The sequence below is a fragment of the Caenispirillum bisanense genome (genome assembly GCF_039523075.1).
Lineage (GTDB): Bacteria > Pseudomonadota > Alphaproteobacteria > Rhodospirillales > Rhodospirillaceae > Caenispirillum > Caenispirillum bisanense.
Genome location: NZ_BAAAEP010000070.1, coordinates 1 through 18,542 on the forward strand (window position 1 = coordinate 1; position 18,542 = coordinate 18,542).

19 protein-coding genes and 1 pseudogene are annotated in these 18,542 nt (G+C 64.0%); 17 read left to right on the plus strand and 3 right to left on the minus strand.

The features are described from left to right. Positions 1–56: 56 nt before the first annotated feature. Positions 57–269, minus strand: a complete 213-nt coding sequence (locus ABD056_RS20720) for a hypothetical protein (protein ID WP_343869895.1) — start codon at positions 267–269, stop codon at positions 57–59. 10 nt (positions 270–279) lie between these two features. Further along, positions 280–717: an adenine nucleotide alpha hydrolase family protein gene (locus ABD056_RS20725; RefSeq protein ID WP_343869897.1), complete on the minus strand. Its 438-nt coding sequence runs from the start codon at positions 715–717 to the stop codon at positions 280–282. 408 nt (positions 718–1,125) lie between these two features. On the opposite strand from ABD056_RS20725, the pseudogene ABD056_RS22940 reads away from it, so the two are divergent. Continuing rightward, positions 1,126–1,188 (plus strand): annotated as a pseudogene (locus ABD056_RS22940) (hypothetical protein); the annotation flags it as partial. A 92-nt stretch (positions 1,189–1,280) separates the two neighbouring features. Here the strand turns inward: ABD056_RS22940 and ABD056_RS20730 are convergent. Continuing rightward, positions 1,281–1,658 carry a hypothetical protein gene (locus tag ABD056_RS20730; RefSeq protein WP_343869900.1) on the minus strand — a complete coding sequence of 126 codons (378 nt, stop codon included), beginning with the start codon at positions 1,656–1,658 and terminating at the stop codon, positions 1,281–1,283. A 59-nt stretch (positions 1,659–1,717) separates the two neighbouring features. Between ABD056_RS20730 and nusG the strand changes: the two genes are divergently transcribed. The 16 genes from nusG to ABD056_RS20810 all read left to right on the plus strand — a co-directional run. Then, a complete protein-coding gene (gene nusG, locus ABD056_RS20735; protein ID WP_343869901.1) occupies positions 1,718–2,221 on the plus strand; it encodes a transcription termination/antitermination protein NusG in 504 nt (167 codons plus the stop codon). Between the two features lie 165 nt (positions 2,222–2,386). Further along, positions 2,387–3,355, plus strand: a complete 969-nt coding sequence (locus tag ABD056_RS20740) for a Gfo/Idh/MocA family protein (protein WP_343869903.1) — start codon at positions 2,387–2,389, stop codon at positions 3,353–3,355. After that, entirely contained in the window at positions 3,355–3,939 is a 585-nt protein-coding gene (locus tag ABD056_RS20745; RefSeq protein ID WP_343869904.1) for an acyltransferase, read from the plus strand. Before ABD056_RS20740 ends, ABD056_RS20745 begins: the two co-directional genes overlap by 1 nt. After that, positions 3,939–5,096 (plus strand): DegT/DnrJ/EryC1/StrS family aminotransferase, encoded by a 1,158-nt coding sequence (locus ABD056_RS20750; protein WP_343869906.1) that lies wholly within the window; start codon positions 3,939–3,941, stop codon positions 5,094–5,096. Before ABD056_RS20745 ends, ABD056_RS20750 begins: the two co-directional genes overlap by 1 nt. After that, the gene (locus tag ABD056_RS20755; protein ID WP_343869907.1) at positions 5,080–5,934 is read left to right on the plus strand and encodes an ABC transporter permease; all 855 of its coding nucleotides are present in this window, start codon (positions 5,080–5,082) and stop codon (positions 5,932–5,934) included. Before ABD056_RS20750 ends, ABD056_RS20755 begins: the two co-directional genes overlap by 17 nt. Beyond that, positions 5,921–7,396, plus strand: coding sequence for an ABC transporter ATP-binding protein (locus ABD056_RS20760; protein ID WP_343869909.1), 1,476 nt, complete (start codon positions 5,921–5,923; stop codon positions 7,394–7,396). The genes ABD056_RS20755 and ABD056_RS20760 overlap by 14 nt, the downstream gene beginning before the upstream one ends. A gap of 1 nt (position 7,397) precedes the next feature. Then, positions 7,398–8,333: a sulfotransferase gene (locus ABD056_RS20765; RefSeq protein ID WP_343869910.1), complete on the plus strand. Its 936-nt coding sequence runs from the start codon at positions 7,398–7,400 to the stop codon at positions 8,331–8,333. A 74-nt stretch (positions 8,334–8,407) separates the two neighbouring features. Continuing rightward, a complete protein-coding gene (locus ABD056_RS20770) occupies positions 8,408–9,319 on the plus strand; it encodes a class I SAM-dependent methyltransferase (protein WP_343869911.1) in 912 nt (303 codons plus the stop codon). Between the two features lie 24 nt (positions 9,320–9,343). Then, complete coding sequence (locus ABD056_RS20775; protein ID WP_343869912.1) at positions 9,344–10,030, plus strand: SGNH/GDSL hydrolase family protein; 687 nt, start codon at positions 9,344–9,346, stop codon at positions 10,028–10,030. Between the two features lie 66 nt (positions 10,031–10,096). Then, positions 10,097–11,941: a hypothetical protein gene (locus ABD056_RS20780; RefSeq protein ID WP_343869914.1), complete on the plus strand. Its 1,845-nt coding sequence runs from the start codon at positions 10,097–10,099 to the stop codon at positions 11,939–11,941. Positions 11,942–11,988: 47 nt separating this feature from the next. Next, on the plus strand, positions 11,989–12,654 hold the full coding sequence (hisH, locus tag ABD056_RS20785; RefSeq protein ID WP_343869915.1) for an imidazole glycerol phosphate synthase subunit HisH: 666 nt from the start codon (positions 11,989–11,991) through the stop codon (positions 12,652–12,654). Beyond that, positions 12,647–13,444, plus strand: a complete 798-nt coding sequence (locus tag ABD056_RS20790) for an AglZ/HisF2 family acetamidino modification protein (protein WP_343869918.1) — start codon at positions 12,647–12,649, stop codon at positions 13,442–13,444. The genes hisH and ABD056_RS20790 overlap by 8 nt, the downstream gene beginning before the upstream one ends. A gap of 60 nt (positions 13,445–13,504) precedes the next feature. Continuing rightward, on the plus strand, positions 13,505–14,953 hold the full coding sequence (locus ABD056_RS20795; protein WP_343869919.1) for an N-acetyl sugar amidotransferase: 1,449 nt from the start codon (positions 13,505–13,507) through the stop codon (positions 14,951–14,953). 16 nt (positions 14,954–14,969) lie between these two features. Continuing rightward, the gene (locus ABD056_RS20800) at positions 14,970–16,154 is read left to right on the plus strand and encodes a glycosyltransferase (RefSeq protein ID WP_343869920.1); all 1,185 of its coding nucleotides are present in this window, start codon (positions 14,970–14,972) and stop codon (positions 16,152–16,154) included. Next, positions 16,151–17,365 (plus strand): N-acetyl sugar amidotransferase, encoded by a 1,215-nt coding sequence (locus ABD056_RS20805; RefSeq protein WP_343869921.1) that lies wholly within the window; start codon positions 16,151–16,153, stop codon positions 17,363–17,365. Before ABD056_RS20800 ends, ABD056_RS20805 begins: the two co-directional genes overlap by 4 nt. Positions 17,366–17,383: 18 nt before the next feature. After that, positions 17,384–18,542, plus strand: a 1,159-nt coding sequence (locus ABD056_RS20810) for a glycosyltransferase (RefSeq protein WP_343869923.1), incomplete at its 3' end; no start/stop codon positions are given.

Here is an 18,542-nt window from a genome sequence, read left to right on the forward strand (position 1 = left end):
AGGCGCCGGTCTGCGGTTGGGAGAGTCCGCTCCCCGCATGACGGCTCTTCACGATGTCACGCGCTCCGCCGGAAAAGACCGAACCGGATCCCGAGCCGTTTGGTACGGATCATCACATCCATCGCGGCGCGCCACCAGGGGTTATGGTCGAAGGAACGCTGGTAGGAAGGATAGTCCTCGAAACGCAGGGGCGGGGCGGCCATGATCCCGGCGAACTCCTCTTCGGTGAGGCCCAGTTTTTTCAGCACAAAGACCCGGTCGTGGCGCACCTGCTCCTCATCAAGGGGGGCGCTGGATCTCGGCCAGGGCTTGATCCCGCGTGATGCGGCCGTCGTTGATCAAGCACGATAGGTGGGAGCGACGCTTATCGAAGCCGAACTTGGCCGGAAGAATGTAGCCTTGGTAGAAGCGGGTATAGATCGATTCGTAATGCTTGCCGCCGTAATTCACCCAACCAAGTTCCCGCTGCATGGTTTCCATGGCCTTGAACTTGTCATAATCGCCATAATTCAGGATTTGGATGTCCCGAATACCTTTCAGGACCGGGAAGCGGATGCGCAGGTCGAAGAACGTGTAATGCGGAAATGTCCGGAGCCGGTGCCCGGAAAACATCCGGTTGACGGTACGGATGTATTTCCAATCCGTATGGCCGTTCGACCACGCCGCAGGAACCATCATCTCGGTGACGAAGTTCGAGCCGCTGATGATGTACCGCACCTTCTCGCGAATCGCGGTGCGGTACAGGGTGGCGACGATGGCGTGGTCGGTGGGGATCTCGGAGTCCGGGGTGGATGACCGATATGTTGCGCCCGTGGCTCATAGTGCCTCCAGCTATGCTTCGACCATTTCCGTAGGGCGCGGTTTATAGCATGGGGGCCGTCCTGCCAACCCTCTCTGGTTCGCGGCGTCCCGAATACCGTCCGCAACGTCAGGCGATAGGCCGCCGCCGTTCCACTGGGGCTGCGACATCGCGTTCACGCCGTGAACGCGGTTGACGTTCACGGCGTGAACGGGGTACACCACTCCGACGAAGGTCAGCCTGCGGCCGGCAAGCCGACCAACCGGATATGATGGCCCGTGCAGCCCCGCGTGAACGACGATCGAAACATTCGCATTGTGCTCGGAGTGCTGGAGGCCGTCGAACGCGACAGCCATCTCACCCAGCGCGGGCTTGCCAGCGAGCTTGGGATCGCCCTCGGTCTCGCCAACACCTATCTGCGCCGGTGCGTGCGCAAGGGGCTGGTCAAGATCGGCTCGGTGCCCCTGAACCGCTACGCCTATTACTTGACGCCCACCGGTTTCGCCGAGAAGGGCCGGCTGACGGCCGAGTACCTTGCGATTTCCCTGGCCTTCTTCCGCACGGCCCGAACGCAGTGCAGTGAGCTGCTGACGGAGTGCCGGCGCAGCGGCTGGAACCGCGTCGTCCTGCTGGGCAGCAGCGACCTTGCCGAAATCGCGGTGCTGAGTTCCACGGAGGCGGGAGTGGAGATCGTGGCGGTCGTCGATGCCGCGGCGGTGGGGGCGCACTGCGCCGGCCGCCCGGTGGTCGCGGTTCCGCCCGCCTTCGACGCGATCCTGGTGACCGGCATGCGGGCCCCGGCCGACATGGTCGCGGCGCGCTGGATCTGGCATACGCCGCCGGTCTGGGCGAGCGGCATGTGTTCGTGCCCCGGCTGCTCGGGGTTGCCGTCGCCTCCCTGCGGAAGGAGGCGGCGGCATGACCGGCTGGTTCGTGGTGTTCACCCATCCCGCCGCCGAGGCGAACGCCGTCAGCCATTTGCAGCGCCAGGGCTTCGCGACCTATCTGCCGCGCTACCGGACCACGCGCCGGCACGCGCGCCGGCAGGAGACGGTGTATTGCCCGCTCTTCCCGCGCTACCTGTTCGTGGCCCTGGATCTGCTGACGGCCCGCTGGCGGCCCATCCTGTCCACCGTCGGCGTCGTCGATCTGCTGCGGCACGGCGACCGCCCGGCCCGGATCCCCGACGAGCTGATCGAGACCTTGCGGGTCCGCGAAGCGCAGGGGCCGATCGAGCCGGAAGCCCCGGCCGTCCCACCGCTGGCGCCCGGCGACGCGGTGCGGATCAAGACCGGCCCGTTCGCCGAACTCGCCGGCCGGCTGGAGAGCCTGGCCGACAGCGAGCGTGTGCGCGTCCTTTTGACTCTGCTCGGCTGCGAGGTGCGGGCGGAACTGCCAGTTTCGAAGGTCCGGGCCGGCTGACCCGGACCCCGCTTCCGGCGGCCTTGGCCCGGCTCTGGAGGCGTCTGTCGCAACCACCGCGGTCCGGGTGACTTCACCCGGACCGCGGTAGCATGGCCGCGCAGCCGACATCGTTCGGAACCGGAGAGATCCGGGCCACCTTCGGGAAACGGGAAGACTCATACCATGAAACGTTTCGCACTGATCGGTGCTGCCGGCTACATCGCGCCGCGCCATATGAAGGCGATCAAGGACACTTGCAATGTGCTGGCCGCGGTGCTCGACCCCAACGATAACGTCGGCGTCATCGACAGCTATTTTCCCGAAGCCGACTTCTTCACCGAGTTCGAACGCTTTGACCGCCACATCGATATGCTGCGGCGCAAGAGCGAGCCCGTCGATTACGTGGCGATCTGCTCGCCCAACTATCTGCACGACGCCCACATCCGCTTCGCCCTGCGCAGCGGGGCGCACGCCATCTGCGAAAAGCCGCTGGTGCTGAACCCGTGGAACGTCGATGCCCTGTCCGAAATCGAGTCCGAATCCGGCTGCCGCATCTACAACATCCTGCAGCTTCGCCACCATGACGCCATCAAGGCCCTGCGCGACAAGATCGCCGCCGCTCCCCCGGACAAGGTGTTCGACGTCGATCTGACCTATCTGACGTCGCGCGGCCACTGGTACTACGTGAGCTGGAAGGGGGCCGTCGAGCGGTCGGGCGGCATCGCCACCAACATCGGCGTCCATTTCTTCGACATGCTCGCCTGGGTGTTCGGGCCGCGCCGCGAAAGCGTGGTGCATGTGCACGAGCGCGACGTCGCGGCCGGCTATCTGGAGTTCGAGCGGGCGCGGGTGCGCTGGTTCCTGTCCATCAACGCCGACCACCTGCCGGAACAGGCCAAGGCGGCGGGCAAGCGGACCTACCGCTCGATCCTCATCGATGGCGAAGAGCTGGAGTTCAGCGAGGGCTTCACCGACCTGCACACCACCACCTACGCCGACATCCTGAAAGGCAACGGCCACGGCCTGGACGACGCCCGCACCGCCATCGAAACGGTGTTCGAAATCCGCCAGGCGCGCCCCGTCGGGCTGCGCGGGGACTACCATCCCTTCTGCGCCCGGCTGCCGGGGCTGGCCCAAGCCGGGGCCTTGTGATGAGCGGCACCCCGACCGGGCAGGGCTGGACCGCTCACCAGACCGCGATCGTCGATGAAGGGGCCCGCATCGGCGCGGGCACGCGGATCTGGCATTGGACCCATGTGTGCGGCGGCGCCGTCATCGGCGCGGACTGCTCGCTCGGGCAGAACGTGTTCATCGGCAACGCGGTGCGCATCGGCAACACGGTGAAGATCCAGAACAACGTGTCGGTCTACGACAACGTCACGCTGGAGGACGGTGTCTTCTGCGGCCCGTCCTGCGTCTTCACCAACGTCCACAACCCGCGCTCCGAAGTGCCGCGCAAGAACGAGTACCGCGACACGCTGGTGCGCCGCGGCGCCACGCTGGGGGCCAACTGCACCATCGTCTGCGGCGTGGCCGTCGGCGAATACGCCTTCATCGGCGCTGGCGCGGTGGTGACCCGGGACGTCCCGGCCTTCGCGCTGATGACTGGCGTGCCGGCCCGGCGGATCGGCTGGATGAGCCACACCGGCGAACGGCTGGGGCCGGATTTGGTGTGCCCGGCCTCCGGCCGCCGCTATCGCGAAGTGGGCGAGGATCAGTTGGAAGAGGTGGTGTGATGCCGGACAGCAACCCGTCGGCCGCGGCCGAGCTGATCGCCTTCATCGACCTCGCCGCCCAGCGGCGGCGTCTGGGCGCGCGGATCGACGAGGCGGTGCTGCGGGTGATCGACCATGGCGGCTACATCATGGGGCCGGAGGTCAAGCAGCTTGAGGCCGACCTGTCGGCGTTCTGCGGCGCCCGGCACGTCATCTCCTGCTCCAACGGCACCGACGCCCTGATGCTGCCGCTGCGGGCCAAGGGCGTGGGGCCGGGCGACGCAGTGTTCTGCCCGTCCTTCACCTTCGCCGCCACCGCCGAGGTGGTCGCCTTGGTCGGCGCCACCCCGGTGTTCGTGGACGTGCTGCCGGACACCTTCAACATGGCACCGGCCAGCCTGGAGGCGGGGATCGCCCGGGCCGTGCGGGAAGGGCTGCGCCCCGTCGCGGCCATTGCCGTGGACCTGTTCGGCCTGCCGGCCGACTACGATGCCATAAAGGCGATCTGCGCGGCGCACGGCCTGTGGCTGATGGCCGATTCCGCGCAGGGCTTCGGCTCGGTCTGCAAGGGCCGCCGGTCGGGGACCATCGGCGACGTCGCCACCACCAGCTTCTTCCCGGCCAAGCCCCTGGGCTGCTACGGCGACGGCGGCGCCATCTTCACCGGCGACGACGAGTTGGCCGCGACGCTGCGCAGCCTGCGGGTGCATGGCCAGGGCAGCGACAAGTACGACAACGTCCGCATCGGCGTGAACGGCCGGCTCGACACCATCCAGGCCGCCGTGCTGATCGAAAAGCTGAAGATCTTCCCCGACGAGATCGAAGCCCGCAACGCCGTGGCCCGCCGCTACGGCGAGGCCCTGGCCGACGTGGCCGTGGTCCCGGTGGTGCCGGAAGGGATGGTCTCGGTGTGGGCGCAGTACACGCTGCGCATTGATGGCGGCCGGCGCGACGCCGTCGCCGCCCGCCTGAAGGAGGCCGGGATCCCGACCGCCGTCTACTATCCCAAGCCGCTGCACCGGCAGACGGCCTATCGCGGCTACCCGGTTGCCGGCAACGGCCTGCCCGTCAGCGACCGGCTGGCCGAGGAGGTCTTGAGCCTGCCCATGCACCCCTATCTGACCCCGGACTGTCAAACCCGGATCATCGAGGCCGTTCGCCATGCCATTGCTGGATAGAACCGGAACCCCGGAGGCTGTGCCGTCCAAAGCGTCGCTCGTGGAACAGGCCCTGGCGCCCTTCCGCAGGATCGCCCACCATCGTCGGCTTCTGTGGCGGACGACCCTGGTTGACCTGAAGAGCGCCTATGCGGGCTCCCTGCTCGGGACGATCTGGGTCGGCCTGGGGCCGCTCCTGATGCTGTCCCTGTACGCCCTGATCTATGCCGTCATTTTCCGTGTGCGCCCGACGAACATGACCGTGGCGGAATACGTGCTTTACGTGTTCTGCGGGCTGGTTCCCTTCCTGGCGTTCGCGTCGTCGCTGACGGCGGGGACGCTGTCGCTGGTCTCGAACCGGGCGCTGCTGTTGAACACGGTGTTCCCTGCGGAACTCATTCCCTTGCGGGCGGTGCTCGTGGCCAGCGCCAGCATGCCGGTCGGCGGGGTGATCCTGCTGGCCGGCGATCTGGGGCTCAGCACTCCTTCCGTGACCGCCCTGCTGATCCCGCTGGTCATGGTGATGCAGATCATGTTCACCGTCGGCCTGTGCTGGATGCTGTCGTTGCTGGCCCTGCTGATCCGCGACATTCAGCAGTTGCTCTACTACATAACCATGCTGCTGCTGACGATCACGCCCATCGCCTACACGCCGGACATGATTCCGTCGCAGTTGGCGCTGATCATGTACCTGAACCCGCTCTACTACTTCGCAATCAGCTTCCAGAGCCTGATCATCCTCAACCAGATCCCTCCGTTGCACGTCCTTATCATCGGTTCCGGCATCAGCTTGGGATTCTTCATTGTCGGCTACGCGGTGTGCACGCGCGCCAAGCAGGTTTTCTATGACTATGCTTGAAACATCCGCCCCCGCCTTGCCGGAGGGTACGGCCCGCCCGGACGCCGTGCCGGAGGGCGGCGACCCGGCCATCGTCCTGTCCGGCGTCTCCAAGATCTACCGTCTCTACGGCAATCCGCGCGAGCAGCTGCTCGACAGCCTGGGCCTGTACCGGTTCCTGCCGCGGAGCCGGCGGCGGACCTTCCAGGAATTCCACGCGCTGAAATCGGTGGACCTCACCGTCGAGCGGGGGGAGCGGATCGGGATCATCGGCCGCAACGGTGCCGGCAAGACCACGCTGCTCAAGCTGATCACCGGCAATTTCGCGCCGACGGCCGGCCGGATCCAGGTCAACGGCACCGTCCAGGCCCTGATGCAGATGGGGCTGGGGTTCCATCCCGAGTTTTCGGGCTATGAGAACATCAAGTCGGCGCTGAACTACAACGGCCTGACCGGCGACGAGTTCGAGCAGGCGATGGCCGACGTCATCGATTTCGTCGAACTGGGGGACTTCCTCCACCAGCCGATGAAGACCTACTCGCTCGGCATGAACGCCCGCGTCCAGTTCGCCGCCGCCACCGCGATCAAGCCGGACATCATGATCGTGGACGAGGTGCTGGGCGCCGGCGACGCCTATTTCAGCGGCAAGTCGGCGCACCGCATGGAGAAGCTGACGTCCTCCGGCTGCACGTTGCTGCTGGTGTCGCACTCGACCGCGCAGATCCTGCAATTCTGCTCGAAGGCAATCTGGCTCGACCGTGGTCAGGTGCGTATGGCGGGATCGGCGCTGGACATCGTCAAGGCCTACGAGGAATACATCCAGGAACTGTCCTATAGAGAGCAGCGGAAGGCTCACGAGGCCGCAGCGGCGGCCAGCCCGGCCGGGCCTGTCCCGATGTCGGTGACAGAGCAGAAGGATTACGAGACGCACGCCTGGCAGCGCGATCAGATGATGAAGCTCCTGGCAGACGGCGGGCCCGGCCCGTCAATGAGCGGGGCGGAGCGGGTATCGCGCTGGCCGGCTGAGCGGGGCCTGAAGATCGCGCGGGTGGAGGTTCTGAACGAAGCCGGCGTGGTGACGGGCACCGTTCAGTCCGGACGCCCTCTGGATATCGAGATAGAATTCTATGCGGAGTTTGACGGCCATTTTGAGTGCCGCTTCGTCGTTCTTCTCATGATGCTGGACGGCGTTGCACTCAGCCGTCATCTCAGTGAACCCCATGAGTTCGTCCTCCGTCAAGGAGAGCGTCGATCAGTCCGACTGCATTATAATGAGACCCAGCTTGCTTCCGGAGAATTTATTTTCTCAGCGGCAATATATAAACAGTACGACCCTGACAATTCTTCGACCGCAATCCGCTATGACCTTTTGTCTCGGAGTTTTCGTTTGAAGGTTACTCCCAGATCGAAATCCGAACCGGGAGTTTTCATGCACCCAGCAGAATGGAAGGTTGTGCGGAATGAGGGCGGCGGGGATGAGTGATATGCGCGAAGCCGAAGACCAAATGATCGCCGAGGCATTAAACGGTATCGCCGGATATTCGCCAAAACCGCTCTTCATTGTAGGATCCCCGCGGACGGGGAGCACTATTTGCTATCAGGCGTCAATTGAGTACTTCGGATTTCAATACTTCTCAAATGTCGTAAACTCTCATTTCTCCACAACGCCCCTGTTGGGTCTGCTGCTTCACTCGGGGCGCCGGGGCATCAAGGAGCTGTCCTTTACGAGCGCCTTCGGCAAAACCAGCGGCCTCTTCGCTCCGTCGGAAGCATCTGCCGTCATGGCCAACTGGTTTGGCGGCGGACACCCCTCGCAGACCGTGAGCGCGACCGTTCTTCCTGGGAAGGCCGGGCATTTGCATGCGGTCATGGCTGCGGCCGAAATCCTCGTCGGCACGCCGGTCGTCACCAAGAACGCTTGGAACTGTTTCCGGATTTCCAGCATCGCTGAAGCGCTGCCCGAGGCGCGCTTTCTGTGGATACGCCGGGACATCGCCGCCAGCGCGAAATCGGATCTCCACGCTCGTTACGTAGTCCAGGGAACGCCGGATGTCTGGAATTCGGCCACTCCCGCCAACGTCGATGCGTTGCGCCGAAAGCCGTATTGGGAACAGGTGGTGGAGAACCAGTTCGAGTTTGCGCAGGCGATTTCCGCGGCCGGAAGCCGGCTTGCCTCCGAGCGCTTCACCGAGGTCTGGTACGAAGATCTGTGCGGCGATCCGGAAGGGGAACTTGCCGCCGCCGGGATGCGCCTCGGTTACCCTGTGGAGGGTAAGCGGCTGCCCGCCGGCTTCAGCATCGCGCCGTCGCGGGATGCAGCCCGTCTGTCTCCCGACGATGCCGCGGCCATTGACCGCTATGTGCTTCAGCATAAGCAGCGGTTCGACCCCCTAAGGCGAGAACCCGCGTCTGGCTCCTGAGCCGCCGCACGCGCGCGGCTCAGGTGAGTTTGCTGGCGCCATCCTTGCCCCCGGATCAAAATAGGTTGAAAAAAATGTACCTTTGCCCGGATTGCCGCAAAGAGTTCCATGCGGATCAGAATATATGCTCATGGTGCGGCTGGAAAAAAGAAGAGTACGATGGTGTACAAGTTTTTCTGAGCACCAAGGATGCCAACGACCCTCAATTCGCCTCGTATCGCGGCATCTATGATACTTTGGCTGACAAGAACTCCAAAAAGCCCAGCGAGGGAAACGTATATATCGAGCATCTGGCGAAGCGCTTTGTCGCCAATCTGGGAGATGTGGCCGACAAGGACGTTTGTGACGTCGGATCGGGCCGCGGTTTCTTCATCAAGCATGTCTTGAACCGGAAGCCGCGATCCGTGACTGCCGTGGACATCGCAGGGCTGTCGCTGAAGCATATTGTGGATACCTATAGTGTGGCAGCCGTACAGGCGAACGCTGAAAACCTCCCCTTTCAGAACCAGTTCGACGTAATTTCGGCAACCGATATACTTGAGCACGTCCTTAATGTTTCCAATTTCATGCTGACGGCCAATTGGGCTTTGCGGCAAGGCGGCACATTGGCCATCCGCGTTCCTTACAAAGAAAGCCTGATTTACTACTCGAAGTTCTTTGGCCTTCCCTTCCCCTATGCTCACTTGCGCAGCTTCAACAAAGAACTGCTCGTCGATACTGTGCATCAGTATGGATTCAAGGTGAGCGCCGTCCACTACGACGGGTTCCGCAGCGCCATTTTGCAGGACGTCTGGAACAAGGTGCCATCCGTTGGAAGAAGGCTGACAGCCAGAATACAAAAGCACTTCCCAGATGAGGATGAGGTCGCCGGGATCAATCCTTTTATTGGACGACTTCTGATGAAGCCTATCGAGATCACAGTGATTGCTCGAAAGGTGATGGATGTTCCGGTAAAGAACGTCTACGAAAATTACCTCAACTACTGATGACGCGACAGAAAGGATACGCCCATGTCCAGCCATGAATCACCGAAGCCGATCCGCTTGGTGTTTTTCGGGGATTCCATCTGCGTGGGGCAAGGGGTGTCCATTCATCGCAGTTGGGTGTGCCGGATCGCCGCGAAGATCGACGAGCTGAACGAACGGCAACGCTCCAGCGTTTTGGTCGTGAACGCATCGATCAACGGCAACACGACGCGCCAGGCCCTGGAACGCATGCCTTACGATGTGCAGTCCAACGGGGTTGACATCCTGCTCGTGCAGTTCGGCATGAACGACTGCAATTACTGGCTCAGCGACAAGGGCGGCGCGCGCGTGAGCCTCAAGGCCTTCGAAGCGAACCTGGAGGAAATCATCGAGCGGGGCATCCGGTTTGGGGCCAAGCATGTGCTGCTCAACACCAATCACCCGACGCTGCGCACGAAAGAGACGTTCCCCGGCACCAGCATCACCTACGAAGACAGCAACAAAGCCTACAACGAGGTGATCCGCCGCGTCGCGAGCGCGGCTGGCGGGAAGGTCGTTCTCAACGACGTCGGACCCAGATTCGACGCCTACACCGAAGGAAACCCAAGCCGTCTCAGCGATCTGTTGCTTGAAGACGGCCTGCATTTGAGCGTAAAAGGCCACGATATATACTTCGACCTCATATATCCGAAAATCATGAACATTGTTTCTGATTGCCGCGTCGATGCCTGACCGTGCGGCCGCCGCCAGCATGATCGATCAGAGCTTCGTGACGAACGCAGAGCAATGAGAATATAAATGACCATGAACATTTTGGTTCTCCACAATCTGGAAAATCTCGAAAGGGCGCGGCGCAGCTCAGCCGAATATATTTTCTGTTTCGAGCGGTATGCGCCGGACAACAATTTTCTGTATCATCGGATTGTCAATCCGATTACGCCCGCCATCCGTCAGACCGATTGGGATGCGGTGATTTTGGAAAGCACGGCTCTTGGAATCTGCACGTTCCGGCCGCGCGAAAAATTCTATGAAGAAAAGAGAAAATGGTCTTTTCTCGCGGACAGCGATGCCGTGAAGATCGTTTTCCCCCAGGATGACGCCAACCAGAGCGGCCTGATGGACGACTGGTTCGACGAGATGGGAGGCGTCGGCCTCTTCACCGTTCGTCCGGAGTTCTCATCGCTTCTCTATCCAAAGACGACGCGCCACAGCGATGTTCGCGGCGTCCTGAGCGGGTATGTGGACGACACCAGCCTTTCGCAGCTCCGCTCCTTCTCCAAGCCTTTCGCCGAGCGCTCCTGTCTGGTCGGTCAGCGGGTGACCATGTACCCGTTCCGGGGCGGCCGCCACGCCCGCATCAAAGGCGAGGCGGCGGAAATGGTCAAAGCGGCCGCGCAGGCCCGCGGCCTGCCGGTGGACATATCCACGGACCCGCAGGACGTCCTTTACGGCGACGACTGGTACAGTTTCCTCGGCAATTGCAAATACGTTGTCGGCGCGGAAGGGGGGCTCAGCATCTGGGATCCCTACGGCGACATCTGCGACCGGATCGACGCGTATCTGGCGGACCACCCCGGCGCCTCGTTCGAAGAGGTCGAGGCGGCTTGCTTTCCCGGTGAGGACGGCAAACACGTTTTCCCTGGCTTCACGCCGAGGATCCTGGAAGCGGCCATGTGCGGCTGCGGCCAGATCCTGGTGGAGGGCGAGTATCTCGGGGTGCTCAAGCCCTACGAACACTATATCCCTCTGAAGAAAGACGGATCGAACCTTGATGAGGTCTTCGAGATCATCAAGGACGAAGAGGCCGCGCAGCGACGGATTGACGCCACCTACAGGATTCTGGTCGAAAATCCCCGCTTTCGTTACAGCCATTTGGTGAATACGGTCTTCGACTACATCCGGGAAAAGCGCCCCGCGCGGCGCTTGGGCATGGCTCCCGAGGCGTTCCATCGGATGCGCAGCCTGCATGTGGCCCAACTCACCGAGGCGATCACCGAGCGGGAGCGCGAGGTGGGATTCGTGGGCGAGACTCTGGTCGATCGTGTGGCCCGCTTCATGCGCGCCCAGACCGTCGAACCGCTGGTGCGTCCCGGACCGGCGGCGGACGAGTGGCTGGATCTGCACGAGACGATCGCGCGGGCACGGGCGACCTCGCGGCTTCAGCCGACATCGGGCGAACCGTCCGAGGTGGCGCCGGACGAGACCGTGCCGGAGGCCGAAGTGCTGCGGGGATTGACGGCCGAGATCCATCTGCTTCATCAGGCCGCCCGTGAGTGCGTGGCGATGATCGACGGAATGAACATCCCATGCGTGGGATCGGCCACGCCGGATTCCCCTGAAATCGGCCATCTTCGGTCGCTGGCCACGATGAGCGCGTCCCTGAACGGGGCCGCGGCGAGGCTGGATGGCCAGCGAAGCGCCCTGGCGGCACGGCAGGAACAGCTCCGCCGGGATCCGGTGGAGATCGCAAAGCTGCTGGCGCTGCCCGAGGAGGACAGGGGCAGGCTCGCCTATTTCCTGTCCGCGCTCACCGCGGAGGACCCCAGGGATCGGGGCACGGCGCGGTTCCTGCTCAGCGCCCTGGACCGGTCGGCGCCCGCCGGCTGGCTGGGACGGTTGATCTGGCGCCTGGGCAGGCATTGACGGTCGGTCCGGACAGCTCCGGCCAAGGCAACGAAAGAAGGTGGCGAATGATCGTCATTGTCGATTACGAGATGGGCAACATCGGTTCGATCGGGAACATGTTCAAGCGCTTGGGCATCCCGGCGACCATCTCGCGCGATCCGGGTGAGATCGGCAAGGCCGACCGGCTGCTCATCCCCGGGGTCGGCGCCTTCGACCAGGGCATGGAAAACCTGGAGCGGCTGGGTCTGCGCGGCGTCCTCGACCAGCGGGTCCTGGGCGACGGCGTGCCGGTCCTCGGCATCTGCCTGGGCATGCAGCTCATGACCAGATCCAGCGAGGAGGGGACGCGCGAGGGCCTGGGGTGGATCGACGCCCGCACCGTTCACTTCCGCGCCGGTGCCGAGGAGGCCGCGAAGGGCATGAAGTTCCCCCATATCGGCTGGAACTTCGTGACGCCGCGCAAGCCGGACCCGCTGATCGCCGGCCTGCCGGAGGACCCGCGCTTCTATTTCGTCCACACCTACAAGGTCGAATGCGCCGATCCGGGTGACGTGCTGATGCGGACTTGGTATGGAGACATCGAGTTCACCGCGGCGTTCCAGCGCGCCAACATTGCCGGCTTCCAATGCCACCCCGAGAAGAGTCACAAGTTCGGCATGCAGCTTTTCACCAACTTCGCCAAATGGGCCGGCCGTGACGACGGATCGGCAGCGGTGCGCCACCATGCTTGACGCCATCCCCCCGACCGTTCCCAAGCGCAAGCATCGGCCGCGCGTCATGCCGGTCCTGCTGCTCAAGGGCGACCTGCTCTACAAGACCGTCCAGTTCAAGGAGCCGAAGTACGTCGGCGACCCCCGGATCGCGGTCAAGATCTTCAACGACAAGGGCGCGGACGAGCTGGTCCTGCTCGACATCACCGCCACCAACGAGAAGCGCTCCCCCAACTTCAAGCTGATCGAGGAGATCGCCGGCGAGGCGTTCATGCCCCTGGCCTATGGCGGCGGCATCCGCAGCCAGGACGACGTCAAGCGGATCTTCGGCCTGGGGGCGGAGAAGGTCGTGATCGCCACCCATGCGGTCGAAAGCCCCGCCTTCGTCACCGAGGCGGCGCGCGTCCATGGGTCGCAGAGCGTCGCCGTGTGCCTGGACGTGAAGCGGGACTGGCTCGGGCGCTATCGCATCGTCACCCACAGCGGCACGCGCAAGACGGCGCTCGATCCCGCAGCCTTCGCCAAGCAGATGGAGGAGGCCGGGGCCGGTGAGATCATCGTCAATTCCGTTGACCGGGACGGCACCTTCAAGGGCTACGACATCGCCCTGACCGAGGCGGTGGCCTCCGCGGTCAACATCCCGGTGATCGCCTGCGGCGGAGCCAGCGGAGTCGACGACCTTGCCCGCGTGGTGAAGGAGGGCAAAGCTTCCGCCGCCGCCGCCGGCAGCCTGTTCGTGTTCCAGAGGCCGCATCGCGCCGTCCTCGTCACCTTCCCGGACGAAGCGAAGCTGCGGCAAGCGTTCGACTGAACACCCGCCCGATTTCCACGCCCCGGAACAATCCAACGCTGAACAAAGGGCCAAAGCGCCATGTCATACGATCCCGAGAAGCGAAAAGGAGCTAACGTCTTCCGCGAGCGGACGAGTTATCGCGTCTGCACGCAATGCATCATGGATTCCTCCGACCCGGAGATCGAGTTCGACGAGCATGGCGTGTGCAACCATTGCCGGGATTACGACCGGCGGGTGGCGGAAGAAGTGTTCCCCGGCGCGATCGGGCGCCAAAAGCTTGCCAAGTACGTCGCCCAGATCAAGCGCGAGGGGCAGGGCAAGCGCTACGACTGCATTCTCGGCCTGTCGGGCGGCGTCGACAGCACCTATGTCGCCTATCTGACCAAGAAACTCGGGCTGCGGCCGCTGGCGGTGCACCTGGACAACGGCTGGAACTCCGAGATCTCGGTCCGCAACATCGAGAACATCGTCAGCATCCTGGGCCTGGACCTCTACACCAAGGTCCTGGACTGGGAGGAGTTCCGCCGGCTTCAGCTCGCCTTCCTGCGCGCCTCCACCCCGGATTCCGAGATCCCCACCGACCACGCGATCGTGGCGACGCTGTACGAAACCGCCGCCAAGCACGACGTGCGCTGGATCATGGACGGCTCCAACGTCGTCACCGAGATCATGGTCCCAGCCACCTGGTCGCACGGCCATTCCGACTGGGGCTACATCAAGAACCTGAACGACAGCTTCGGCGGCACCGACCTCAAGAACTACCCGCATTATGACTACTACGATCATAATTTCTGGTACCGCCACGTAAAGAAGATACAGAGATTTCCGATCCTGAACTACATCGACTTCAATAAGATGGAGGCGATGGAGATCATGAAGAAGGAACTCCAGTGGGTTCCATACGGCGGCAAGCACTACGAATCGATCTACACGCGCTTCTATCAGGGATACATTCTCCCTAAGAAGTTCGGCTTCGACAAGCGGCGCTCGCACCTGTCCTGTCTGGTGAAAAACGGGCGCATCACACGCGACGAGGCACTGGCGCAGATCCAGCAACCGGCACTCAGCGAAGAGCAGGAGCGCGAGGATCGGGAGTTCGTGGTCAAAAAGCTCGGCATTACGGATGCCGAATTCGAAGGGATCATGAAGGCGGAACGCAAAACGTTCTGGGATTACCCATCCGATGAAAGGGATATTTCCAAAACAAGAAAGTATCAACTCTACTGGAAAGGCTATGCCCTGTTCCATCGAGTGCATGCGAGTGCGCGTCAACTGGCGGCTTATGGTGGAATTTTCTCCACTTCCATTATAAAATTTCTGAAAGAGGCGCCTCGTGAGCTGAGAAACCGGCCGCTCAGTTATATGGGCCGCGGCGTCCGCGGAATCGCGCGCGGCGGCGCGCTCGTGGGCCTGACGCTGGTGGCCCCCCTCGTTCCGCCGGCCCGCTCCATCGCCCGCCGGGTGCTGCCCGATGCGGCGTTCGAACGTCTGCGCGACGTCGCGCGGCGGATTCTGTCCCATTCCTGATCGGCAGACTGGCCCCATGTCGCACACCGCCTGCATCATCTCGCTCACCCCCGTCACGGACGAACCCCGCGTGCTGCGGCAATCCCAGGCCTTGATCAAGGCCGGCTGGACCGTGACCGTCGCCGGTCTCCAGGGACGGCAACCGGCACCGCCCGACTGGCGCTTCATCCCGGTCGACCATGTCATGAACGAGCCGGGCCTCAGGAACGCCCGGATGCTCCGCGCGAAACTGCTGCTGAGCCGATGGAGCGGTGCTCTGTCCGAGGACTATTATTGGCAGCACGCCGGCTACGACGGCATCTTCGAGCACATCGCCTGGGTGGAAGGCGTGCGGTGCGACTTGGCGATCGCCCATGATTATTTCACGGCGCCGATCGCCGCCCGGTTGGCCGAACTGTCCGGCGGCAAGTTCACGGTCGATTGCCACGAATACGCCTTCGGCCAGTACATGCACGATTCCACCTGGCGCTTCTGGGACCGGCCGTGGATCCGCTCCATGGAAAAGCGCTTCCTGCCCAAGGCGGCGGTGGTCACCACGGTGTGCGACGGCATCGCCGACGCCCTGCAAAGCGACTACGGGCTGCCGCACCGCCCCTCGGTCGTCCGCTCCGCAAGCATCTACCGCGAGCTGCCGTTCCGGCCGACCGGCGAGACCATCGAGGTCCTGTACCATGGCATCGTCTCGCCGATGCGGGGCCTTGAGGAGACCATCGCCAGCGTGCCGTTGTGGCGGCCGGAGTTCCGCTTCGTGATCCGCGGCCCCGGCCCCGAGGATTATCTGGACTCGCTGCGCAGCCTGGCGGCCGGACACGGGGTCGCCGACCGCGTGCGCATCGACCCGCCGGTGCTGTTCAACGACATGGTGCCCGAAGCCAACAAGTCGGACATCGGCTTCTTCGTCCAGCAGGACATCTCCTTGCAGAAGCGGTTCACGCTGCCCAACAAGCTGTTCGAATACATCGTCGCCGGGCTTGCCATCTGCGTCGCCGACCTGCCGGAGATGGCGCGGATCGTACGCGAGCACGACTTGGGCGTCCTGGTCCCCGGCATTGCGCCGCAGGCGATCGCCGACGCCATCAACAGCCTGACCCGCGAGCGCATCGACACCTACAAGCGCAATTCCCTGGCCACCGCCAAAGTCCTGAACTGGGAGCATGAGGCAGGAACCATGCTGCAGGCCTACGAAAGGGCTCTGGCATGAGCGCAACGCCGCTGCCCGGCTCCTCCGCGATGCTGTCCAGCCACCGCCAGCCCGGACTGCCCAGCTATCGCATCTGCACGCGCTGCATCATGGACAGCAGCGACCCCACCATTGTCTTCGACGACGAGGGGGTGTGCAACCACTGCCGCCGCTACGATGCGGTCGTGGCCGACTACGTCTACCATGGCGCCGACGGCCGGCGGCGCCTGGACGAGATCGTCGCGCGCATCAAGGAAGAAGGGAAAGGCCGGCGTTACGACTGCATCATCGGCCTGTCGGGCGGCGTTGACAGCACCTACGTCGCTTATCTGGTGAAAAACCTCGGGCTTCGCCCGCTGGCCGTGCATCTGGACAATGGCTGGAATTCCGAAGCGGCCGTCCGCAACATCGAGAACATCATCCGCATTCTTGGCATCGACCTCCACACCGAGGTGCTGGACTGGGAGGAGTTCCGGCGGCTCCAGGTGGCGTTCCTCAGGGCCTCGACCCCCGATTCCGAGATCCCCACCGACCACGCCATCGTCGCCACCCTGTATCGCCTGGCGATCCGCGAAGGGGTGCGGTACATCATCAGCGGCTCGAACTTCGTCACCGAGCTGATGGTCCCGGTCGCGTGGTCGAACGGGCACACGGACTGGAAGTACATCCGCACCGTCAACCGGATGTTCGGCGGACGCCGCCTCAAGACCTATCCGCACTACTCGTTCTTCGACCTGCGCATCCGTTTCCCGGTGCTGAAAGGACTGCGCGACATCCAGATCCTGAACTACGTCGATTACAACAAGTTCGACGCCATCGAAACCATGCAGCGGGAACTGGGGTGGGTGAACTACGGTGGCAAGCACTACGAGTCGATCTACACGCGCTTCTACCAGGGCTACATCCTTCCGACCAAATTCGGCTTCGACAAGCGCCGCTCGCACCTGTCCTGCCTGATCAACAATGGGCTCATCACGCGCGAACGCGCGCTCGCCGAGATCCAGCAGCCGCCCATCGACGAAGCCCAACTGCGTGACGACCGCGCCTTCGTGCTGAAGAAGCTGGGCCTGACCGAAGAGGAATTCGCGGAGATCATGGCGGCGCCCCCGCGGCGTTTCGAGGATTATCCCTCCTATGAGCAGTCCCTGGACAAGAACCTGTGGTGGCGCGGCGCCGTCGGCGTGATGATCCGCGCCAAGCGGCTGGGAACCCGGCTGGGCCTCTTCCGCTAGGCGGGTGTGCAGGACTCCATGCAAAATCATCGGCAGCGGCGCGCGCTTGTCCTGTCCTTCACGCCGATCAGCGGCGAACCGCGGGCCATCCGCCAAGCGTGCGCCCTGCGCGACGCCGGGTGGCAGGTCACCCTGGTCGGCTACGGCGGCGCCGGCGCGCCACCCGCGGGCTGCCGCCTGATCGAGGTGCCGGCGCCGGCCGCCGCGCCGAGCCGGCTGCGCCGGGCGGCGGCCCTGGCCTGCCTGTTCGGCGCGCGCGTCCTGGATGAAGCCGCCGAGGCTTACTACTGGCTGCGCTCCGCCCACCGCACGGCGTGGCGGGCCGTGGAGGGAGAAGCCGTCGAGCTGGTGGTCGCCAACGACCACTTCACCCTGCCCCTGGCGCATCGGCTGGCGCGGCGGTGGGGTGCCCGGCTGGTCGCCGACTGCCACGAGTACGCGCTGGGCGAGTATCCCGACAACCGGGCCTGGAACCTGCTCTACCGACCCTACGTCGACAGCATCCAGCGCCGCCTGCTGCGGCGCGCGGACGCGGTGACCACCGTCAGCGCCGGCATCGCCCGGCGCCTCGCCGCCGATTACCGGCTGGCGCCGGAACCGCTGGTGGTCCGCAACATGCCCGGCTATGAAGCCCAACCGTTCCGGCCCTGCGGCGATCCGGTAACGGTGCTCTATCACGGGCTGTTGGTTCCGGTCCGCGAACCGGAGTTGCTGATCCAGGCCGCGGCCCGTCTCGACGGGCGCTGCCGTCTGGTGCTGCGGGGGCCCGGGGAACCGGCCTACCTCGACCATCTGCGCGGCCTCGCCGCCGAGGCCGGGGCGGCGGCGCATGTCCGCATCGAGCCCCCGGTGCCGCTGTCCGGTCTGGTCTCGGCCGCCAACGAATGCGACGTCGGGATCTTCATCCATCGCGACCTGTCGCCGCAAATGCGGTATGTGCTGCCCAACAAGCTGTTCGAGTACATCATGGCGGGCCTTGCCCTCTGCGTCAGCGACCTGCCGGAAATGGCCGCGGTCGTGCGTGCCCACGATCTCGGCGTTCTGGCCCCGGACCCCTCGCCGGACGCGGTCGCGGCCACGCTTGCCGGCCTCTCCCGCGGGCAGATCGACACCTTCAAGCGCCGTGCGCTGGAAGCCGCCCGCACCCTGAGCTGGGATGCCGAAAAGGCGGTGTTCC

What these genes read in the sequence shown, in the direction of transcription:
- ABD056_RS20730 (WP_343869900.1), bottom strand. Translation starts at nt 1,658, where the DNA reads ATGCCGCTCGCCCAGACCGGCGGCGTATGCCAGATCCAGCGCGCCGCG.
- nusG (WP_343869901.1), top strand. Translation starts at nt 1,718, where the DNA reads ATGACCGGCTGGTTCGTGGTGTTCACCCATCCCGCCGCCGAGGCGAAC.
- ABD056_RS20740 (WP_343869903.1), top strand. Translation starts at nt 2,387, where the DNA reads ATGAAACGTTTCGCACTGATCGGTGCTGCCGGCTACATCGCGCCGCGC.
- ABD056_RS20745 (WP_343869904.1), top strand. Translation starts at nt 3,355, where the DNA reads ATGAGCGGCACCCCGACCGGGCAGGGCTGGACCGCTCACCAGACCGCG.
- ABD056_RS20750 (WP_343869906.1), top strand. Translation starts at nt 3,939, where the DNA reads ATGCCGGACAGCAACCCGTCGGCCGCGGCCGAGCTGATCGCCTTCATC.
- ABD056_RS20755 (WP_343869907.1), top strand. Translation starts at nt 5,080, where the DNA reads ATGCCATTGCTGGATAGAACCGGAACCCCGGAGGCTGTGCCGTCCAAA.
- ABD056_RS20760 (WP_343869909.1), top strand. Translation starts at nt 5,921, where the DNA reads ATGACTATGCTTGAAACATCCGCCCCCGCCTTGCCGGAGGGTACGGCC.
- ABD056_RS20765 (WP_343869910.1), top strand. Translation starts at nt 7,398, where the DNA reads ATGCGCGAAGCCGAAGACCAAATGATCGCCGAGGCATTAAACGGTATC.
- ABD056_RS20770 (WP_343869911.1), top strand. Translation starts at nt 8,408, where the DNA reads ATGTACCTTTGCCCGGATTGCCGCAAAGAGTTCCATGCGGATCAGAAT.
- ABD056_RS20775 (WP_343869912.1), top strand. Translation starts at nt 9,344, where the DNA reads ATGTCCAGCCATGAATCACCGAAGCCGATCCGCTTGGTGTTTTTCGGG.
- ABD056_RS20780 (WP_343869914.1), top strand. Translation starts at nt 10,097, where the DNA reads ATGACCATGAACATTTTGGTTCTCCACAATCTGGAAAATCTCGAAAGG.
- hisH (WP_343869915.1), top strand. Translation starts at nt 11,989, where the DNA reads ATGATCGTCATTGTCGATTACGAGATGGGCAACATCGGTTCGATCGGG.
- ABD056_RS20790 (WP_343869918.1), top strand. Translation starts at nt 12,647, where the DNA reads ATGCTTGACGCCATCCCCCCGACCGTTCCCAAGCGCAAGCATCGGCCG.
- ABD056_RS20795 (WP_343869919.1), top strand. Translation starts at nt 13,505, where the DNA reads ATGTCATACGATCCCGAGAAGCGAAAAGGAGCTAACGTCTTCCGCGAG.
- ABD056_RS20800 (WP_343869920.1), top strand. Translation starts at nt 14,970, where the DNA reads ATGTCGCACACCGCCTGCATCATCTCGCTCACCCCCGTCACGGACGAA.
- ABD056_RS20805 (WP_343869921.1), top strand. Translation starts at nt 16,151, where the DNA reads ATGAGCGCAACGCCGCTGCCCGGCTCCTCCGCGATGCTGTCCAGCCAC.